Genomic DNA, 20388 nt, shown 5'->3' on the forward strand with positions numbered 1-20388 from the left:
GTTCAGCGTTGGATGAAAAGCGAAAAGCGGATTGCCGCCCAAAAGTAAACGTTCCTGACGTCTGTCATGGGATCAAGTGCAGACGCGCTGGCTGCCGGCTCAGTGCCCGCTTGTAGGGTGTGAGCGAAAGTCTGGTCTGGCGCGGAACCGAATGTCAGCTTCTGGCGCAAAACGGCGGCGAGGCTCCTTCGCGTGCTGACCCATAGTTGACGTTCGAGGTGCCCGCTTTGCGCCAAATTAGAGCGACCGCATCTCCAGCGTTGCCGGCCCCTGACGCGACACCTCCTTTTTCTTTCTGTGGAACCGCTACCCCGGCGAGGTTGCGGCGGCCGTCCGTGATCTGGTCCGACAGGAAGCCTAGGTTTCGAATTCTGGTGCGCCGACGTCTCCTAGACCAATATACCCCTCATTCCAGCGGCCAGAACATCGAGGTCAATCAGTTGCTATGCACGGCTTTGCTTAGCCGGTGCCCGCCGGGAACATCATCTGCAGCTTTCCGGAGCAATTTTAGCTCCTTGCCGTCACTTAGGAGCCTACCGAAACTTGATGTATCGAGGTCATGGCGTACGTATGCTATCGATACAGCCAGACGTAATTTGAGGGCTTTGTCCCAATTTTTGAATATGCTGATATCAGGCAAGACCGGATTTAGAATTCGCTCGGCTCGCCAAGAAAGGTACGAGTCCATCATTCTGTGATGTAGGTAGGTAAACGACCGTTCAAAAATCTGCGGCGCATATTGGCCGCCGACGATCGTCGCCAGGGCAAACAGAAAGGCCTCGAGTTCGTCTCTCTCGTATGTATCGAGGTCTTCCTGGACGTTTCTGATGGCAGCAGCCCAGGGGTCAAGGCCCGCCTTTACTACTTCCTCGCTGAGCCACCCCATCGCATCAGCAAGCGTCGACAGGATTGAGGTTCTGTCGATCCTTCGGAAGACCTTTGCGTCGAGGACACGGGATGGAGCAGCCGCCAGGGCAGATAGCCAGACCTCGGACGACTGCGCCCCGAAAAGGTTCGCCTTCTCGATCGCTTGGCCAAGAACGGGCACCGAAAATTTCTCGACGGCTTTCTTTACGACCGCATCTGAAATGGGAGAAGGCAACCGCCGGACTAGCGCCCCCCCGACCCTGTGACCTTCCGGGATAGCATCGAGAAGCACTAGGAGGCTTTCTGTTTCGAGCCCTGCGATATGCTCGGAATCCAGCACGTCTGGATGGTTCGCCGCCAACCGGCGACGCATTTCGGGGAAACCTACTGTCACGTCCCAGAAGTCGGCTTCCGGCACCACCTGCGCTACTGTCGTGAGCAACGCGTCGGCCAGCCTCCCCGGGTGCGTGGCCGCCCATTCCGCAAGGCGCATCATGTCGGTAGACCGCGCAGGCCAGGACCGCGCGACTCTAGCCAGCCCATCATCGGATGGTTGCGGAAGGCTGCGCCCTCGATCGATTTCGCAGAGATAGAGGAGGGCGTCTACCTGGCTTTCGGCAAAGAGAGCGCCGTTGATCAGATCGCTCTTGAGCGTCGAGGCGTCCTTGATCTCTGGGAACGCGTTCGTAACAGAGGCAAGGATGTATGTGCTCGGCGTCCGTTTGGTCTCCTTCGAGGCAATGAACAGCTGAACGAGTGGGCGGAACGATCCGCGCTGGCGTTTTACGTCCTGTCCGTATCGCCAGAGAAATGTCCGCAACTCGTGGGAGGAACTGGGCATGACGTCGTCTGCTGCTGCGACCAGCCATGGCTCTGTCTTCGGGGCAGGAGCGTTTGGTTTGTCATCGGAGCATCGGACGCTAGTCAACGTAAGGTCGAAGGACGAGCTAGTGCTGTCTGTTCCGGTCGACGCGGCGGTCTGGAACCGAAAGTTTCGCCGGAGCCGCGGCCACTGCTGCGACCAGAGCTCAAGTATCAGCCGATCAACTTCGCCGGGTCTGGCGACCTCGACGGAACGGTGGACGCCGCCGTAGAGGACCTCAAGCAGCTCGATCGTTCTGTTGCGGTCGAATTCGATTGTTGTGTCCGACCATGGACGATTGTCACCGGGACGGGAATGCAGCTCGATCCGACGAGCATATCGGGCGTGGGCGTCTCGGGATCCGGGCTTGCGGATCAGCGCCTCGAAGCAGGACAGATCGCTTACCTGCTCGAGCAGCGAGGGCTCGAGCAGAAGCAGGTGGGTCCAGACGCATCCAGGCCGGGGCATTTCGGGAGCTGGCCAAGTGTGCATCAGGCCGTAGCGCGACAGCGTTGGGATGGGGAATCCGGTCCAGTAGCCAACGGACGCGCTTGCGAAACGCGTCCCTGGCGCGAGATCGCTCGCAGCCGTCAGGTCCGAGGCCAGATCCGCCGGCAGCCTGATTGATGACGCCAGAAGCCGATGGCCGTCCGAATATCCGAACAGGCACTGGTCGATTTTGATAACGGCTTCGTCAGCCATCGGTCATGAGCCAGAGCAGCGGAACAGTGATGTCGTGGCCGGGTTCGCCAACGTCGACGATCATGATCCTTTCACTGGGGTTTTTCTTCGCAGCTTCACGCACCGCCGCTTCGTCCTTGAAGTCGACGCCCTGCGCTGAGACCCCGTATAAGCGGCTGTCGAAGAAGTCCCGGTTCGTGCGCAGGAACTGATCCACAAGGGGCATCTCGCCGGCAATCCACTGAGCAGGCGTGCGACCCGACGGAACGATTAGATCCCAGGCAGAAATGACGAGAGCCAGTCGTCGCCGTCTGACTTCGAACGGCGCTCGCAGCAGGTCGCTTAGGATTTGCACGATCCGAACGGAGCCGGGCGTCTCCTTGGGCTCCCAGACAAGCTCTTCCTCCTCATCATCGTCCGACCAGCTCTCCTGGGCTGTCTTGTCTTCTGGATCACTGTCTGTGGCCGGTGGCTCGGGCGGCAGCTGGGCGTTGAGCTCAAGGATCGAGAGGAAGTCTTGTTTGGAGTTGGCGTTAATGAACAGCATGACGCCATCGCATTCAGCAACGTTGTCGACGAAGATGCGGCGGCTCCTTCGCGCCTCGACCTGGTCTGAAAACCTCTCGCCTGCGACGTCCGGAAAGAAAGCCGCGGCTTGGGTGCCGGAGCTGTCGTCGACGAGATGCATCACCACGTCCGTGTCGCCTGTCTGGGACGTCCGCTCGACCGGCTGAAAAGTGCGCCAAGCCTCGGAGATCTTGTTTAGATAGGTCTGGTCACCTTCGAACCGTTCGAGCCTCAACAGGCAAGGTTTTTCGTTGGCCTCGACGATATGCCAGAGCGCGGCAAGGAACGTAGTCTTGCCGGAGCCGGGCAACCCTATGATGACGAAGTTGGAATTCATGCTCGTCGTTTCCGTAACAGGAAGCGATCAAACTCGTCGTCAAGCTTCAACTCTGGAATTGGGGCCCCCGGCGGATCGGGAGGGGTCAACCAGCTACGGAGCATTGCGTCCATGCCGTATGCCGGGGCCGTCTGTCCCGAGGGATCTCTCGCAGCTGTGCGCCAGCTGGTCACCTTGGCGAAGCGGCCGGCATAGAGGTCTTTTGTCCGCTGCTCGAATGTCTCGATCGCTGTTATGGCGTGAGTGAGGGAGGCCGCCTGCAGCAGGTCGATCTTGGTGGTCACCAATTGAACTTCGACATGCTCGGGAACTGCGTCCGCGTCGGCGGCCGCCCGAATGAGCTGGCGAGCCGAAGTCAGTGTCTCTTCTCGTCTTAAATCGTCAGCTAGACGAGCTCCGTCTAGAACGAAGACGAGCGTCCTGGCCTTTACGATCTCCAAAAAGCCTTCAACCTTTGCCGTGTTGTCGCGGATAGCTCGATAGCTTTCACCTGCGCGCTCGGTGATCAGAAGGTCGACGCGGTCTTGCCCGCTGTCGGTTGCTAAGCCGAGATGAAAGAAACGCAGCCCTTCGCGGACTGAGGTCCGCTCGGTGTCCGGGATGGGCGCGCCCGTGATCATGCGCGCGAAATAGCATCGCCTTTCAAAGCCGGCGAGCGTCCTGCTTCCAGCAAAGTGCAGTCCCGCAAACGGCCCGCGAAGAAAGCGTTCGTAAATCTCCGTCACGAGCGTGGTCTTGCCAGCCCACCGCTCTCCGATCACCGCCACGACATTCGCGGCCCGCCAACGCATCAGAGCGTCGGCGTCCTCGATCGTCAGTAGATCCGCGTGCGGAAGCCAGAGCCGCTCTGTGTCGGTTGGAGAGGTCTCTTCTGGTTTGGCCTGGTCGAATACGTCAAGATCGGTGTCTTTCTCCTCGATCATAGTGCGGACTCGAGCAACTGCTCGTAGAAGACCTGTTCGGCGAGTTCGCTCGCCTTGAACTCCATATGGGCGTCGAGACCCGTTGCAGACTCAAACGCCTGCACCCAGCCACCCCCACCGATCTCTCGAGCTTTGTTCAGCGCGGTCAGGACGGGACAGATCCCAGGGCGCAGCGGCATTTCGAGACTGAGCGTGTCAAGATCAGCGCTAAGGCCGTCGACGGCCAAAGCAAGTGAGATCGATTTGCTGTCCTTCTTCGCGCTCCGAAGTACTCGCTCAAGCACTGCCGGCGCCGCCACCGGACCAAGATACGACGTCGTGCACAGCTCACCGAGCTCGATGCCGCCGAGCAGGGCAGCCTGCGCAGGGCGAAGGCTGTCGAACGGCTTTCCCGATGAGCGGCTGTGTTCTCCAAACAGCCACCACAAAATCTGCGATTCTTCGCGAAGATAATTGAAGTTCGCATTGAGCGCGCTGACCGCGTCCGTCACCTGCTTCGCGACGACCCTATCAGATTCCTGACTCTCTCCGCGGGTTTTTGAAAGGGCGGCAACCACTTGCGGAATGTCAGCGGCTACTTCGATCGTCTCGGCGAGCTTTGGGGTCGCGCTATGCTTAATCGGCGTGACGATGGATTGCGGGATCCTGTTCGTAACCGCTCGTTGCTTCAACGCTAATCGAGCTTCGTCGACAAGCCCGACAGCTTCCGTCGGCGACCTTTTGCCCTGAACCGATCCCGCGACTAGCCCAAGGATCGAGACGGCATCGCCCGCGGCGACGCTCGCTCCCAGTATCGCGGCCGCTACGATTATCGCCTCGCGCTCTCCTGTGACGAGGGAGAACGTCAAATCCTCCTTGCGAAGCTCGTCACGGAACCATGTAAGATCGGGCCTCAAGCCGTAATACGCGCCTACCAAATCAAGCTTTTGTTCGTCCGTCGCGTCTTCTTGGACGCGCGTGGCCGACAATTCGCGAAGGTTGATAATCTCGGCAGTGGGCTGGAGGCCGCCAAGCGCGTACCGGTCGGCGAAATCAATGCTGCTCATCTATCGGTGCGCCCTTCAGCTTCTGTTATTGCTTGCTCGAGATCCGCGAGCTTGCCGCGCTCGCTGGCTCGGATGAAGACCCGCCTGAACCGCTCGAAATCTGGTTGCGCGATGTCGTTGTCTTCGAGCAAGGCAAGGCGGCCGACGATTTCGGATTTCTGACTAAATGTCAGTCCGTAAAACCGGATCCCGAGCTCGCGCAGCCTTGTCATTGTTTCCGGGCTAAGTCTTTGCTCGGCCGAGAGGATCTCGAACTCGTTTTTCCTTGGCGCTAAGATGGCATCGGCGATCTCAGAGTGGTCGAGAGCGCGACTGATGCGGGCGATACAGGCGGAAAGATCAGAGCATATCGGCGAGGATTGGTCGAGCGACCGTGTCGCCAGTTCTAGGAGGCTTCCCGCTTCGTCCGCCCTCCGCGTCGCGGCGATGCCGTCGGTCAAGCTCGGAGGTCTCGGCGGCGACGAGAGGATCGCATCGAGGTTCGAAACCCAACTTACTGGACCTCGAGCGTCGAGATCGTTGACGAACAAGTCGATTTCTTCAGCTTTCTCTCTTGCAGGTACCGATCCGCGATCCCTCAATGTCGCATGGACGGCATAGCCAACCGGTACGATCCAGTCCTCCTGCCGCGCCGCGAACAGTCGGCGAAGAGCGACATGCGGGATAATCGGATTATTCCCATGTTCCAGCAGCCACTGTGCGACGAGACGCATCGCAGGAGAATCCGCTTGGCGTCTCGGTCCGGTGCTCTGCCCGTCGCTTCCGCCCTGAAGCTCGGCCAACCTTCCGAGACCCTCGGCCCAACGTGAGGGCATTTCCCTAAGTTTTTCCCCGAGTGTCGTCTCTCGCGACAGATCAATAAGCGCACGGGCTTCCCCGCTCGAAACTGTGCCCGGATCATTATCGACAGCGAGCGCGGCCCAGTGATGCGCCAAGTTAGCGAACGCTTTATCGGCGACCGTTAGCGCCGCGCGCAGAGCCGCTCTGTCCCCCGATCCACCGCTCGCTAGCGGTAGTCCGCGTAGCAGATGACCCTCACAATGCGCATAGAGCGCGGCGTCCCTGTCCTTGGCCAAGGCGAGCAGATAGGCCGGGACGCGCCAATCGAACGACGTCTTCCTGCGCTCGATATGGAATAGAAGCCCCTCGATTAATTCCGACGCGCGTGGTGAGGCCAACTCCGACGTCGCCCGTCCGACGAACCATGCCAGCGAGACAGCGTCATGCGCCTCGGTCGGAACGAGCAATTCAGATGGATCGAGTTCGCGCCAGCGGCCCGTCTTGATCAACACTGACTGCCGGGCAATGCGGACGGAGGCTGGCATACGCTCGAAAATGACGGGCGAGTTTGGAAGAGCTACGAGACAAGCCTGCACCCTTCGCCCTTCCAGACGCCGCAGTCCGGCGCCGACGCGCGCCAGATGGGTGTAGGCCAACTCCGCCGGGAGCAGCTTGAAGGCATCGACCGGCATCAGTGGACTGGCGCGGCTTCGCAGATAGGCTCTCACGGTTGCGGCGTGCGGCAGGTCCTTTTGCGCCCACGCCGTCGAGAAGTCGTCCGCGGACGGGCCCAGCCGGTCCACGATCTCACCAGGCGTTTCGGCGGCGAGAAAGGTTGGATCGTCGCCGGCGAGCAGCCGGTAATAGGCGGCTTCGGCCTCGTCGCCCTCGGCCCGGTAATGCGAAAGAAGGGCGTCGACGAGCTTCTTGAATTTCACCGGATCGTGTCGGCACATCAGCGGCAGCGTGCGCCCTCGCAGGTCCGCTCGATGGATCAGCGTCTCCCCGTCGCGCTCGACGATCCAGATCTCGCGGGCCAAACGGTCAAACAGCCGATCGATATCGTCCTGCGGCGCCTCGATAATTGGTCCGATCACGCGTTTCAATAAGTCGCGGGTGATCTTGCGCGCGACGAGTCCGGGCCACGCGAGCGCCTTTAGCTCGGTCGGGACGTGGTCCAGCATCCGCTTCAAGAAAATCGCCCCAACGAAATTCTCCGAGGCGCTCTGCCCCAACTCGCCGATCTCTTCCACCACCTTGCCGCGCAGCTGAGGCTCGGTGTCGCGCACGAGCTCCACGCTCACCCGCAGGGTGAGCGGCTCGCGCCGCTGCTCGGGATCCGTGCGGGAGCCGACGATCCGTTTCGCCCACCGACGTTCCTCCCAATCATTGCCCATCAGCGCGGCGCCGAGCCTTTCCACCATGAGCCGGGCGTCGGTGACGTCGAGCGCCTTCAGCTCGATGGGTCGCGGTTCCATCGTCAGCCCGCGGATTGTGGAAAGTTCGACGATTTCGGCCCGTCCCGCGGCAACGATGCGCAGTTCCGGAAACGGCTGATTGCAAAGCCGTTCGATGAACTGTCGAATACCTTCGACGGCTTCTGGCACGCTCTGGACGATCTCCATCGTGTCGAGCGCCAGGAGAGCGACCCCCTGTTCGTATGCCGCCCCCCGCAACGTCTCCCGGAAGCTGTCAAAGAAGGTCCTCAACCGGGTCGGGTTGGCGCGTTCTTTCAGTCCAGGATCTGTATCGGCGGCCGACGAAGCCCACTCCCGGTCCACGATCCATTGGCGCATGTCGCGACGCAGGCGGCTCAGGTCGTCCGCTCGGCTTGGAAATTGGGCGCCAAGCTGCTTCGCGGCTTCGATGAGCAGCTGGGCCGGGTCCTTCGGCTGCAGCGAAGCGCGATCGAAATCGAAGTAGATGAAAGGCAGAGGCCGAACCGGTCCAAGGAAATGGTCGAGCGCAAACTTCGCCATCAGGGTTGATTTGCCGAGACCGCCGCCCGCCACGACGGTGAGGCCACGTGCGGATCCATCGTTTAAAAACGTCGCTGCAGTGCGCGTCACGCGGGTGAAGCTACGCGTCACCGCTTCGCTGACTGAATGCGAGGCGAGGACATCGACAAAGCCCCGGAGACGCTTGAGTTCGTCCTCTCGGCCCGCGAAGCGATCGCCGCCGCCGTTTGGTGCGCCCACGAGAAGCTCGAGCGGCCTCCTGAACTCTGCGAGGGCGAGGAGACGCGCGATCTCGTCAGACGTCGGCAGATTGGTCGTGAGATCCTTGACCGACGACAAGGCCGCGGCGGCCTCGGCGGCAGCTTGGACATGCTCGGGGGCGGCGCCTTCGAGCCTCGGGGCGTCTTCTCGCAGATAGGATCGCAGCCAGACCGACGCGAGGTCCTGCGGCTTTGCGTCGGCCGAGCCAAGATTAGCGAGCGTTTTCTTGTCCGACGAAGCCGTTTCGGAAAGGATCGGCTTAAGGGCACCGTGAGTGCGACTTTGGCGCAGGATTTCGCCCCGCGCGTCGTTGCGCAACCGCAAGCGTCGCCTCGTGTCCGACGTGACCGCGTCCGATCCGGCGAGCAGCGCCGCCGATACTGAGTCGCCGTCTGTGCGTAAAGACGAGGGATCGAAGGTCAGTTGCAGCGCCGCCTCCACTCCGCTCCTTCCCAGGCTGGGGATCAGCATAGAGTCCGCGAGCCGCGCCGACTCGCTGGCGACCTGCTGAAAGCTTGACAGAAGCTCTTTGCCGCCAAGGCGTTCGAGCGTCTCGGCAAGCGACCTGTCGTTCGCCAAAATCTGCAATATCGATTTGGTCTGGTTAGTGATCATTTCACATTCGGCGGCGGGAAAATGTTGACCATGCTTCCTAGAAGTCCCTGAAGCGCCACGAGTTTTCCCTGGGATGCGGCACCGGCATCATTCAAAGCCTGTATCACCGCGCCGAAAAGCTCCAGGAACTTGCCGAGCTGTGCGTCAGGCAGGTCCTGTCCTCGGCTCGACCAAGCGTTGCGAAGTGGGAGTTCGGCGTCGGCTGCGCTGACTAGGGCGGGGTCGAGACGTTCGACGGTCACATGTCCCTGTGCGAAGCAGTCGGGCCGATAGCCTAAGAAAACCCATCTCAGCCGTTTCAGCGTTTTTGACGTCTGGTCTTCGTCGATCCGCGCGCCTGACAGTCCGGCGACGAGCTCGAGCAATTCGGGCGCGAGCCGCGTCTCGTTGAGTCGATCGAACACTATCCATGCGGAACGCCAGCCGTCCTCGACCAGGATCGGCTCAGCGCTGTCGGCGCTCATCGCGAGGTCGAGCGGGATCGGCTGACCCGTCGTCTTTAACCGCTCCCTCTCCCGGATGGCTTCCGCGCGAACGTCCCGCGGCGGGGGGCGGGTTTCGTCCAGCGTCCTCGCTAACCACTCCGGCATGGTCTGCGATGCCCAGCGATTAAACTTGTCGCCATCTGCGGCCGCTGTCGGCAGCTCGACGCCGGGCCGCTTGGGCATTTCGTTCAGCTTCGACGCCGGAACGCCGAGATGATCGGCCAGCACACGGATCATGTCCTCGATCCGGGTCGGCATGCCTTCTTCCGGGCTTCCGAAGACCACGAGTCTCTGTTCGGGGTTCGCCGAAAGCGCGTGCCGCAGAATTTCTGTCGAGAACGTCTTGCCCGCGCCCTCGTCTGGCGCATCGGCGGCATAAATCCTGTCAGCGCGCACAGTCGCCCGCCCTGCGATCGCTTGGTCTAGCCACCTCAGATATACCAAGCGGCCGATCACGAGGCGAGGTTGCGAGGCTGGCGGCGCGAGGTTCCAGATCAGCGAGGACGTCGGAAGCGTGCCTCTAGTCTGGATGGCTTCGCTGACCTTTGAGGCGATCTGCTGTGCGATAAGATCGATCCGGACCGCTTGGTTGACGCCTTTTTCCGGAAACTTGGTCGGGTTGTATTCGGCGTTGTGCAGCCCGACGAGCGCGAGATTGCGGGTGAGGCAGGGCGCGCCGGAGCTGCCCTTGTCGGTTTCTGTTCCGTACCAGAAGCGCGACACGGATTTGTAAACCGCCACGTAGCGGCCGAACCCAACCATGCGGGGATAGGATCTGGGATGCTGTGCGATGATCACGTAGCTATCGACGCCGAGCAGCGGATAGGTTTTCGGAAGCTCAATCCAATGGCGCCGACGGCCTCCGGAGAGCTCGATCGACTCCAGCCCGACCGCCTCGGAGAGGCGAACAAGTGTAAAATCAAGGTTGTTGGCCAGGATTGTATCGCGGCCGGGCAAGGTGATGTCGACAGATCCATCGTCCGGCAGCGAACTGCTGCCCTGGACATGCCAGTCGTCGGCGAGTTCCACGCGCCGGACCGCGTTTCGAAGCACGGAATGATCCGTGATTTCCGGCGGATCGATATAGTCGAAAAACACCGCGCAGCGCTTGGGCACTTCGCTTTCGCCAATGGCCGCGATCGCGCGTTCGAAAACGTGCGCCGCCGTGAGGATAAGATCCGGCGCGACCAGAAAGCCGGTGCCGCCGATCGGCGATATCTTTTGATCATTATCTAGGTAAGAGCCGATAATGCAGCAGATGCGCGGCTCGAATTCCCTCGCGAAGCGCATGAGATTGGGACTGCTGATGAAATGATCCCGGCGACGGTGCAGGGCCTGCCGCATATCGTCGGTCAGTCCAGGGTCGACGGCGAAGGGGTCGATAGTCCGCAGAAAGGTCGGGCTCCAATCGACCTTTCTGTAAAGCTCGAGCAGCAGTTCGTGCACGCGGGCCTTAGCGTCGTACTGCGACAGGACCGCCGCCGCGAGCGCGTACAATCGCCCCCGATCGGCGTCGACCGCCGTCTTCCGCAGATCGTCGAGGTCGGGGATCTGGTTCTGCCGGGCGACCACCTGCACCAGCAAATCCTCGGGCACGGCTTCCGCGATGGCTCTCGCGATGACGTCGATGTCGTTCTGCTGCAAAGCCATTTTGCGACCTTAGGGGAGAAAACGGCCCAGTTGCGGATGCGCGCGTATGGCCGCTGCGGAGATGGCGCGATTACCTTCGGCGGTGTCGCCCCAGTAATGCAGCCCCACCGCGTCCTTAGCTAAGAACTCCATCACGCAGCCGCCGGAGTACCCGCCGATCGTCGAGGCATCATGAAGGATGTCTCCCGGCGGAGACAGGGACCGTTCCATGACCTGCCCAAAGCTCACGCGCTTCTTCTCATCCGGGTCGCCAAACACCGCGCGGACGTCTTTCGGGATACTGGGCATAAGACCCGGATGACCGACGACATAGAGGCGCTCGAGTTCGGCTTGAGGTTCGGCGCTGACGCCCAGAACGCCCGCGGTATGATTGAGCGGTTCGACGCTCAGTATGGCGGCGTCCACAGGGTCCCCGTCCTCCGCTACGAACAGAATATCGACGATGCGATAAGCCACTTGGCGCGGCGGAAGGTCGTGGAAGGCGAAATCGAGCATCACCTCAAGGTCTTTACGCAATTTCGCAGCAGTAGTTCCGGGAATACGCCGCGCGAGCCTTGTTCCGCCTAGCGGGGGGAACACCACGTGCCGGTTTGTGATGGCGAGGTTTGGCGCGATCAGCCAGGCGGTGCCCTGCACCCAAGACATGCGTCCGGCGAGCAGGTCGACCACGCGGACTGCGGCAGTCGCGTTCGCCGCCGCCATGATCGCTTCGCGATTGTTGTCGGCGATGAGCGTCCAGATGCTGGCGCCAGGGTACCGGCGCATGTCTTCCAGATCCTGGCCTTCGACGCGCACGGCAGGACGGCCGCGAACATGGATGACGGCCTCGAGCGCCACAAGATCGTGAGCGGACAGCCCGTCTGCGGATTGACCTTCGGCGAGCGCTTCCGACGCCTTGACGGCGCGTGTCACCAGGCTTCGCGCGAGTCCGTCCATTTCCTTTTTTCCGCTCATCGCCCCGGCCGCGATGCCGGCGAGCCCTTCGAGCTTGGTGCCTGATGAAGCGGCGTCGAGTTGCTTGGCGATCAACGCGGCGTCGTCCTTGTTGGGCGGTCCGCACCGCCCCTGCGTGCCCTCATGCCTGCCGCCGACTGAACCGGCGGACCTCTTGTCGAGGAACAGGCGCGCTCGCCTTGCTGTCGCGCTCGGTTCATTGACCTGATCGTTCATCGATCACGCCCTTTCCGGCAGCGGCGCGCGCGCGAACCGCTCGGTACCGTGGCCCAAAGCCTCTCTCAAGCCTGCAGACAGGCCCGTCGGCGGCATGGCTTCCCTGGACGCTAGCCGGGTGCGGCTGGCGCGCAACCTCTCGAAGGCGGCGGTGGCAAGTTCAGGATAGTTCTGGCTGTCGCCAAGCGCAGGTGCCGCGGCCTCCGACGATCCGGCTCCGAAGACGCGGTCCAGCAGGCCCGTCAACTGATCGAGAACGCCCGAACCCCTCTCGGGCGCCACCGCGTTCAGCGCGGCGAGCGGCTCTCGCTTCAGGGCCCCTTCGGCGTCCACGATGCCGGCCCCGTAGTTCGCGGTGTCGAATCCGCTGGGGACCTTCGCGGACAGGCGGACGACGGCGCGGAACATCTCCTGCAGGGTTCGACCCGGCGGGAGCTTCGCGATCAGCTCGTCGCGGCCGTGATGGGCCAGCCACAACGCCGCCACGCCGGCCATATGGGCGGTCGCGAACGAAGTGCCCTGGCCTCCGGACGCCGCGTTCGGCCCGGCCAGATTGCGCGCGTCGGCCCGCAGCACGAACTCGGCCGGGCCCGACACCGCGATGCTTGGGCCGGAACACGACCCACGCCACGGCTTTCCGGCCGCATTGACGCCCCCCAGCGCGATCACCTCGGGGTACCGGGCGGGCCAGACGACTTCGCCCACGCAGTTGCCAGCCGCCGCGAGCACGATGATGTTGGATTTGACGGCCGCCTGCACCGCGGCGCGTAGCGCGGCGCTGGAAATGCCGCCGAGGCTCATGGTGATGACATGCGCGCCCTTCAGCCGGGCATGGTTGATCGCCTGCGCCACCGGGCTCTGATCGAAGACGGCGACGGACCGGACGCACCGGATCGGCGTGAGCGCCGCTTGCGGGGCCACGCCGCGCATGATCCCGGCCTTGGGACTAACCACGACGCTGCCTGTGCCGGTGCCATGGCCGGGGTTCGATCCGCCCGCCAACGGATCGAGCGCGCCCGGCTGCCCGAGTTCGACGAAGTTGGCCGCGCCGGCGGCCTCATGGAGGCCGGCGCCGAGCTCGCTGTGTTTGGCGATGACGCCGGTGTCCGGCTGGAACACGCGGACGCCCTTGCCCTCGGCCGCTTTTCCCTTGGTCTGCGATAGAGCCCAAGCCTCGGGCACCTTCGTGGTCTTAATCGCCCAGTCCTTGTCGGCCGGGCTGTCGTCGTCGTCGGCCCAGCACCAGAAGGTCAGCCCTCCGCTTTCCGGCCCCACAGATCTCGTTGCAGGCCGGTCGCCATCGAAGAAATCGGTTCCGAGATCCGGATCGACGGTCGACGCGCCGCTGATCCGCCGGACCACGCGCGCGAGGTCGAACAGATCCGGCCGGTCGATCCGCGAGACGCCCGGTATCCGCAGCAGCCTGTGATTCTGTAGCTCGGGCGTCTCGTCAAACAGCGCCTGGACGTCGAGCGTGAGCCGCAGAGCCGACGACAGCGCCGCAGCCGTCGTGGCGTCGTCCGGCGCGTCACCCTCGAAGTTCAGCGTCATCCGGACATCGTCCTTGACGCCGCCTTGCTCCTGCTGGCGGAGCCAACCGTCGAGGATCGGCGAGAGATCGTCGAGCGCGAGATCGATGGGAACATCTGCGGCGGCCGCGTTCGCCGGATCCGAGGGTGACGCCGAACCGCCAGCAGCCGCGGCCAGCCCCGCATCGCGGCTTACGGCCTCGCCGTGCGCCGTGCCGGCCTGGTCTCCGTCGCGAACCATCTGCGGGAAGACAATATTCGCCGCCGCCTCAATCTCCGCGATCGTGCGCATCTTGGCGCGCCACACCGGTTCGACGGCGAACTCCCACTCGACCGCGCTGAGATCCTGATCGAGCATGAAGCCGAAGGTCTGGACCTTGTCGTCGGCGACCGCGACGATGACCTTCCAAAAACGCGACGGGATCGGCACACGCACCGTGCCGCTCTCGTCAACGCCCCTAAACTCGCGGTCGTTATCCGACAGCACCGGTGCGGCGAAGACGTTGAGGCGCTCCGCCGCGGCGGCGCGCAGCACCACGTTCTCGAGCGCTCCCCAATTGCGCGCCGCGGCGCGATTGAAGCCTGCGACCTGGGGCGAGCAGTTGGTGACATGGAACGTGTCGCCATTGGCGAAGCGGACCTCGTCATAGGTCCCGCCCCACGCGACGTCTTCGCGCCGCACGAGGTGGCCCTTGTCGAAGGCCTTGCGGTCCTTGCTGAAGAACAGGTCCGGCAACTGCTCGTTCGACGCGATGCGCGGGTCCGTGAACCAGCGCTCCTGGTCGTTGTCACCCATCCCCCCGAGGCCGTCGCGGGTGTAATCATGGTCCGGCCGCAACTCGGGCCGCTTGCGTGCCGGATTGGCGTCGACATTCGCCGCCGTCACCCAGGCGAGGCGGCGGCGCCGATGCATGATGACCGAGAAATGGTGATAGGCGATCTCGACGCCGCCATCTGGAAACCGCACCGCGTCGGCGTTGTCCGCCGGCTGCGGCATCGGGATCTCGACGCCGAGGAATTTGGCGTCGTACCCCTTTCGGGTCCCGTAGTCGCGATCGCGGACCGGCTCGACTATCGCCTCGGTCGATGGAGCGGCGGCGGGAGCCGGCCACTTCGCGAGCGCCGAGTCGCCGGCCGCCTTGTGTGGCGCCACCATCGCGGGCGCGCCGGCCTCGATCGTGATGCGGATCGGAAGGTCGAACGTCATGCGCGGCGTGGCCGGGTCGGGGCGGACGGCGCGTTCTTGCATTTCGAGCTCCTCCCAGGCTCGGTCACCCGCGTTCGCGCCGGGCGACGGCGTGTGGGCGAACCATACGCCGGCGTCGATCACGCGTGAGTCGAGATTCAGTGCGTGTGAGGGGACGCTGTAATTTGCCTCTAGGTAGCGTCCGCCGAAGTGCAGCCCGACGACGTGCCCATTCGCGATGTCGATGACGGCCGATCCGGAATTGCCGCCGAGCGTCGAACTATCATGGGTCATCGCGAGGACGTTGTGATCGAAGCTCGTTACCGTCTGGCTGTCCTGCACGGTCCCCGGTTGGAGACGCTTGACGTTGTAGACTCCCCCGAACACCCGGTCTTGGACGGACGCGGAATTGCGCGGATCGAAAGCCGGGTAGCCGATGACAGCCACCTCCTTTCGCCGCAGATCGTCTGGATGGGCGACGCTTAACTTTAGAGGCGCCGACGCCCTTCTAAGACCGGAGACCCTAAGCAGCGCCATGTCCCAGTAAGGATGGATCAGAACTACGTCGGCCACTCTCAGCAGTTCGTCGGGATCGTCCTCGCTCTCTTTCTTGAAATCGATTCCGGCGTGGTGCCCTGGGCGGAACTTGAGAGCCGAAAGGCCCAGGCCGCTCGTGAAGATCTCTGCGACGTGGCGGTTAGTCATCAGCAGTTCGTCCCCGACCACGAAACCGGTGCCGCCATAGGGAAGCGTCGGATGGCCGGGCAGTTCGATCCGGCCGACCGACTGTAGCGCGGCCGTGATCACCCCTTTCGGTGCCGCTTTGTTGAGATGGACCCAAGAGGAATGTGAGACAGAGTAGCTTCCACCGACGATCCGGATGGCGGGCCTCAACTCCGGCAGGATGATCGCTTCGAGGTTGAAAAGCTCGTTGGACGAAAGCGCCGCCCCGCGGTTGAGCTTGCTTGTGGCCTCGAGAGCGGCTTCTACCCCGGCCGCTCGGCTCGACCAATTTGGGGTCGACGCCTCTTCGCCGATCTCGCCGCCCAGCGCGACGAGTTTCTCTATCGTTGCTACACCCCCAATTTTTTGTAAATAATTCAGTAGTTTAAGCTCTTTATCAATTTTCATCGCGCGCCTCCCCACAAGCCGCTCTAATCCTCGCAATGAGCGCTGTGTTCTCCGTCCCCGAGAGCCTATGAAGACCGCGATTTTACACAAGTAAAAGTAGTGCGAAGGTTAGGTGTCGGCCGCCGCCGGCGGCATAATGCCGAACAGCTCATGTCGCCGCGGCCCGAATGGCATGCCAGGCGCTGCCGAGACCGGCTGCTGATATTCGCAGCGTCCCGCTCCCCTCGAACACGATGCGACGGACGGTGGGTAAGTCGAGGTTGAACGGACAGAACGTCGGGGGCCCGCGGGCGTCATCGGGGACGCGCAAAGTGCTCGCAGAAAGGCTCCAGGCTGAGTGCTGCGATGTCCGCAGCCTCATGAAAGATCGGGTTCCGCCTTTTGCAATGTCAGCTCTCGGGCGACCAGCTGATTTCCGCTTCTGGCGCCAAGCGGCGGTCGCTGGCGTCGCAGCCTGACACGTAGCGGACGTCCGGTACGGCTCCATGAGCCCTCGATGATCGTCGGCTCGAGCGCGCGATGTTCCGACTTCGCTGAGCCCCTCGGGGCCACCAGGGCATTGGGCGCTTATATGGAGCCCGCTCGGCCACGCGGTCTCATCGGGATTGCTCGCCGGGGGTCACCGCTACCGCCGGGAGCCGCCTGTGATGAGAGCCCCATCGTGCTCGGCCGCGGCAAATAGTTCTTCCGATTGTCCCGGATCGCCGCTGCGGGTCCACTCCGTTTGTCAGCGGGTCAGGACGAGGTGGGTGGCCAACTCCATCGGCACCGCCTCTGTCACCTTGTACCCAAGGCTCGGCAGGTCAACGCCGGCGAACAACGATTCTCCGCGGCCGAGTACGACCGGGGAGATCGCTAGGTGCATTTCATCGATCGCTCCCGCCAGCAGGTACTGACGCACCGTGGAGACGCCACCGCCGATTTTCACGTCCAGGTCGCCCGCAGCGGCCTGAGCCTGAACGAGCGCCGCCTCTATGCCGTCTGTGACAAAATGGAAGGTCGTCCCGCCCTCCATCACAATCGGTGGCCGGGCGTGGTGGGTGAGGATGAAGGTCGGTGCGTGATAAGGGGGATTGTCGCCCCACCAGCCCTTCCATGCGTCGTCCGGCCATGCGCCGCGGATCGGCCCGAACATGTTTCGGCCGATGATGAAGGCGCCGAAGCCTTTCATGCCGGCATCGGCGAAACGATCCTCAGTCCCGCCATCCTGGCCCGTCATCGATCGAAACGCGCGGGTCGGGAAGAACCAGTTCATCACTTCGCCTCCGCGCTTTCCTAGCGGATGCTCCAAACCTTGATCTGGGCCCGCCCCGAACCCGTCGATGGATACGCCGAAACCCGCTACGCGCACCTTGCCCATAAGGGGCCTCCGTCTGATACTGAACTGCTGCGTGACCTTCCCGCCGCCGGATCGTCGTCGCGCCCACAGGCCTCGCGCGGGTGAAGACGCCGATAGGCAGTAGGTTCTGCACCTGCGGCTCCATCGAGCCTTTGGCCTCAGACGTTTGCATCAAGGACGCCGACAAGGTCGTCCAGCTGCTCTAATTGCGCGCCCCAGCCGCTTGTGCTTCCAGACGCCATCGCGTCGTCGAGTGCTTCTTTGGAAGGATAAAGTTCGCGCACCACGATCCGTGTCGCGCCGTCCTTTTCCTGGAAGATTACCGTGCTGACGGCCCCACCCTCTCCGCCTTCATCATTGGTCCAGACGAGGCGGGAGTTTGGCGTAACATCGATGTAGCGGCCAAAGAACGCCATGGGCTGCTCCGATGCAGGGTGGCCCATCACCAAACGGTACGAGCCGCCTGTGCGAACATCAGCCTCGAACGAGATCAGGGTGACACCGCAGGATTTGGGCGCCCACCACCGCTGGAAAAGCTCTGGCTTCGACCATGCTTCGAATACGATGCACGCCCGGCCATTGACCGTTCCAGTGATGACAAGCTCTCGGTCCGATATCCGCTCTACCGTTGTGCGGGCTTCCCCTTGGGTGCGATCACCCTGTTTGCTCGCGTCCATCGAGCGTCTCCCTCTGTTTCATTCCTCCAAAACTGGTCCAGCGTCGAAATATGAGGTCCAAGGGTGGCGGTATTTTTCGATCCATGCTGTCTCGTCCGCCCGCCGGCTCAGGCCGCGCTTGCACCTCTTCGCCAATCATCGTCACGCCAGCGCGCTAAGGGCAGTCCGGAGCTCGCAGGCGTCCAGCGCCGGTAGTCCAGCCTCGACCGCTGCGTGGGTCTCGCGCCAGATCGGCACCGCCGAGGCGAGCGTCTCCCGACCCCGGTCGGTGAGAACCAACAGGCGACTGCGACGATCGTCGGGATTGATCTCAGCGGTCACCAGCCCTTGCCGCTCTAGTGGCTTCAGCGCCGCTGTGAGTGTCGTTCGATCCATCGCCAGCAGCTTCGCCACCGGCGCCATCGCCGGGGGCTCGGGCCGGTTGAGCGACATGAGAAGGGAGAACTGACCGTTGGTGATCCCCACCGGTCGCAGCGCATCGTCGAAGCGCCGCGCCAGCGCCCGAGCCGCTCGCTGAGTATGCAGGCACAGGCAGGTGTCCCGGACCTCCAGCGTCGTCTCAAACGGAACCAACTTTGACATGGCTCATGTACGTTGATATCAACGTGATCGTCAACAGGAGAGAGGGCATGGCGGCGAGCGAAGGTGGGTTCGTCTGGTATGAGCTGATGACGAGCGACGTGAGCGCCGCTGCGGCCTTCTATGCCAAGGTGGCCGGCTGGAGCATGGCCTACTCACAAATTCCGGGCATGGACTACACGCTCGCGAAAGTCGGGAAGCGGCAGGTCGCCGGCCTGATGGGTTTTCCACCCGCCATCAAAAACAAGCAGCCGATGTGGTTCGGCTACATCCTCGTCGCTGATGTCGACGACATGGCGAAGAGGGTTCGCGATGCCGGGGGCACCGTGCATCGTGAGCCGACCGACATACCGAACGTAGGCCGGTTTGCGGTCGTCGCCGATCCGCAGGGAGCGATGTTCATGCTGTTTCGAGGCAGCGGTGAACCCGCGCCCGAACTCGCCGCCGACGCGCCGGGCACGGTTGGCTGGCGCGAACTGCATACGACCGATTGGGAGGAAGCTCTTGCCTTCTATCAGGACCTGTTCGCCTGGGAGATATCCATGGCGAAAGACATGGGCCCGATGGGCGTCTATCAGACCTTTTCGGTCGCTGGCGCGTGGACAGGTGGGATGATGAAGGGCGGCGGGTCGCCGTATCCTCATTGGCTTTACTACATCAACGTCGACGACATCGACGCGGCCGCCATGCGCGTCGCCGAGGCGGGCGGCCAAGTGCAGCACGGCCCACACGAGGTGCCCGGCGGCAACTGGATCGTCATGGGCAAGGATCCTCAAGGCGCCGAGTTCGCCCTCACCGGATCGCGTCAGACGTGAGCACAGCTCCATTCTCACAACGCGTTCTCGAGACTCCGACGATAGTCTCGGTCGCCGAGCAGAGCGCTGCGATCATCAAGATCATTGTCCCCAAGGCTGCCATCCGAGCCGTGATGCCGCCCGCTATCAAAGAGCTAACCGCGACGCTGGCGGCGCAGGGCATCGCCCCGGCGGGCCCAATGTTCACGCATCACTTGGCGATGGATGACGCTGTATTCGACTTCGAGGTCGGGTTCCCCATCGACGGTTCTTTGGCGGAGACAGGGCGGTTACGTTTCGGAAGGTTGCCAGAGGTGGTGGTGGCTCGTGCGATTTACCGCGGTGGCTATGAGGGTCTCTCCGCCGCGTGGGGCGAGTTGCGGCAGTGGACCGAAACGAATGGGCACCAGAAAGCCATCGACCTCTGGGAGGTTTATGCCCTCGGTCCCGAGACCGGCAGCAACACCGCCGAGTGGCGGACCGAGCTCAATCAGCCAATCAGCGGTCATGTTCATCGGCGCGATGACGCTGCTGACTACGGCTCTCTTTGTCCTGCTGCACGAGGTCCGCATGTCCATGGGCGGCTTCGCGCACGAGGAACTATAGGGCCCTCGCCTTCCAGCGATGCTCGAGGCTGTATAAAAAGCTCGGTTATTCTTGCGACATCAGAGATTTATTGACTCGTATCGTCATCGAAAGATCTTCATCTAACAGTTCAACGCCGGCCTCGTAGAACACATCGATGATTTTAAGGATAGTCCGTTCGCGTGGCTTAGTGAGGTTGCTCTCGAGCTGTGAGATGGTGTCTCGCGAAAAGCCGCAACGAGACGCCAGGTCCTGCTGTGACCAACCGACGATTATCCGCGCAGCCTTCACTAACTGAGCGTTAACCATAATCCCTAACTAACCCTTCACGGTGCAGGGTTTGCTATTGCAGGCGCGTCGCGATCC

Annotated in this window: 14 protein-coding genes; 2 read left to right on the forward strand and 12 right to left on the reverse strand. The window is 62.6% G+C overall.

Annotation, left to right across the window (positions count from 1 at the left end):
* Nucleotides 1-436: 436 nt before the first annotated feature.
* The 11 genes from EYR15_RS06360 to EYR15_RS06410 all read right to left on the reverse strand — a co-directional run bounded on the left by EYR15_RS06360 (nucleotide 437) and on the right by EYR15_RS06410 (nucleotide 18646).
* Nucleotides 437-2431: a GAP1-N1 domain-containing protein gene (locus tag EYR15_RS06360; RefSeq protein WP_131002174.1), complete on the reverse strand. Its 1995-nt coding sequence runs from the start codon at nucleotides 2429-2431 to the stop codon at nucleotides 437-439.
* Nucleotides 2424-3314 (reverse strand): TRAFAC clade GTPase domain-containing protein, encoded by an 891-nt coding sequence (locus EYR15_RS06365; RefSeq protein ID WP_131002175.1) that lies wholly within the window; start codon nucleotides 3312-3314, stop codon nucleotides 2424-2426. The genes EYR15_RS06360 and EYR15_RS06365 overlap by 8 nt, the downstream gene beginning before the upstream one ends.
* Nucleotides 3311-4237 carry a TRAFAC clade GTPase domain-containing protein gene (locus EYR15_RS06370; protein WP_131002177.1) on the reverse strand — a complete coding sequence of 309 codons (927 nt, stop codon included), beginning with the start codon at nucleotides 4235-4237 and terminating at the stop codon, nucleotides 3311-3313. The genes EYR15_RS06365 and EYR15_RS06370 overlap by 4 nt, the downstream gene beginning before the upstream one ends.
* On the reverse strand, nucleotides 4234-5283 hold the full coding sequence (locus EYR15_RS06375) for a GTPase-associated system all-helical protein GASH (RefSeq protein WP_131002179.1): 1050 nt from the start codon (nucleotides 5281-5283) through the stop codon (nucleotides 4234-4236). The genes EYR15_RS06370 and EYR15_RS06375 overlap by 4 nt, the downstream gene beginning before the upstream one ends.
* Nucleotides 5280-8897 (reverse strand): hypothetical protein, encoded by a 3618-nt coding sequence (locus EYR15_RS06380; protein ID WP_131002180.1) that lies wholly within the window; start codon nucleotides 8895-8897, stop codon nucleotides 5280-5282. The genes EYR15_RS06375 and EYR15_RS06380 overlap by 4 nt, the downstream gene beginning before the upstream one ends.
* Nucleotides 8894-11032 (reverse strand): trypsin-like serine peptidase, encoded by a 2139-nt coding sequence (locus tag EYR15_RS06385; protein WP_131002182.1) that lies wholly within the window; start codon nucleotides 11030-11032, stop codon nucleotides 8894-8896. The genes EYR15_RS06380 and EYR15_RS06385 overlap by 4 nt, the downstream gene beginning before the upstream one ends.
* Nucleotides 11033-11041: 9 nt before the next feature.
* A complete protein-coding gene (locus tag EYR15_RS06390; protein ID WP_131002184.1) occupies nucleotides 11042-12202 on the reverse strand; it encodes a trypsin-like serine peptidase in 1161 nt (386 codons plus the stop codon).
* A 3-nt stretch (nucleotides 12203-12205) separates the two neighbouring features.
* Nucleotides 12206-16048 carry a DNA/RNA non-specific endonuclease gene (locus tag EYR15_RS06395; RefSeq protein ID WP_131002186.1) on the reverse strand — a complete coding sequence of 1281 codons (3843 nt, stop codon included), beginning with the start codon at nucleotides 16046-16048 and terminating at the stop codon, nucleotides 12206-12208.
* 727 nt (nucleotides 16049-16775) lie between these two features.
* Nucleotides 16776-17408: a dihydrofolate reductase family protein gene (locus EYR15_RS06400; protein ID WP_131002188.1), complete on the reverse strand. Its 633-nt coding sequence runs from the start codon at nucleotides 17406-17408 to the stop codon at nucleotides 16776-16778.
* A gap of 137 nt (nucleotides 17409-17545) precedes the next feature.
* Nucleotides 17546-18064, reverse strand: coding sequence for an SRPBCC domain-containing protein (locus EYR15_RS06405; RefSeq protein ID WP_131002190.1), 519 nt, complete (start codon nucleotides 18062-18064; stop codon nucleotides 17546-17548).
* A 141-nt stretch (nucleotides 18065-18205) separates the two neighbouring features.
* Nucleotides 18206-18646 carry a MarR family winged helix-turn-helix transcriptional regulator gene (locus EYR15_RS06410; RefSeq protein ID WP_131002192.1) on the reverse strand — a complete coding sequence of 147 codons (441 nt, stop codon included), beginning with the start codon at nucleotides 18644-18646 and terminating at the stop codon, nucleotides 18206-18208.
* Nucleotides 18647-18693: 47 nt separating this feature from the next.
* On the opposite strand from EYR15_RS06410, the gene EYR15_RS06415 reads away from it, so the two are divergent.
* Both EYR15_RS06415 and EYR15_RS06420 read left to right on the forward strand, forming a co-directional pair.
* Nucleotides 18694-19458: a VOC family protein gene (locus EYR15_RS06415; protein ID WP_165455437.1), complete on the forward strand. Its 765-nt coding sequence runs from the start codon at nucleotides 18694-18696 to the stop codon at nucleotides 19456-19458.
* The gene (locus EYR15_RS06420; protein WP_165455438.1) at nucleotides 19455-20117 is read left to right on the forward strand and encodes a GyrI-like domain-containing protein; all 663 of its coding nucleotides are present in this window, start codon (nucleotides 19455-19457) and stop codon (nucleotides 20115-20117) included. The genes EYR15_RS06415 and EYR15_RS06420 overlap by 4 nt, the downstream gene beginning before the upstream one ends.
* Here EYR15_RS06420 and EYR15_RS17380 read toward each other — a convergent pair.
* Nucleotides 20089-20331: a helix-turn-helix domain-containing protein gene (locus EYR15_RS17380; RefSeq protein ID WP_131002196.1), complete on the reverse strand. Its 243-nt coding sequence runs from the start codon at nucleotides 20329-20331 to the stop codon at nucleotides 20089-20091. The two genes, EYR15_RS06420 and EYR15_RS17380, sit on opposite strands and share 29 nt — an antisense overlap.
* Nucleotides 20332-20388: the final 57 nt, after the last annotated feature.

This window comes from Hansschlegelia quercus (assembly GCF_004310425.1).
GTDB classification, from domain to species: Bacteria; Pseudomonadota; Alphaproteobacteria; order Rhizobiales; family Methylopilaceae; genus Methylopila; species Methylopila quercus.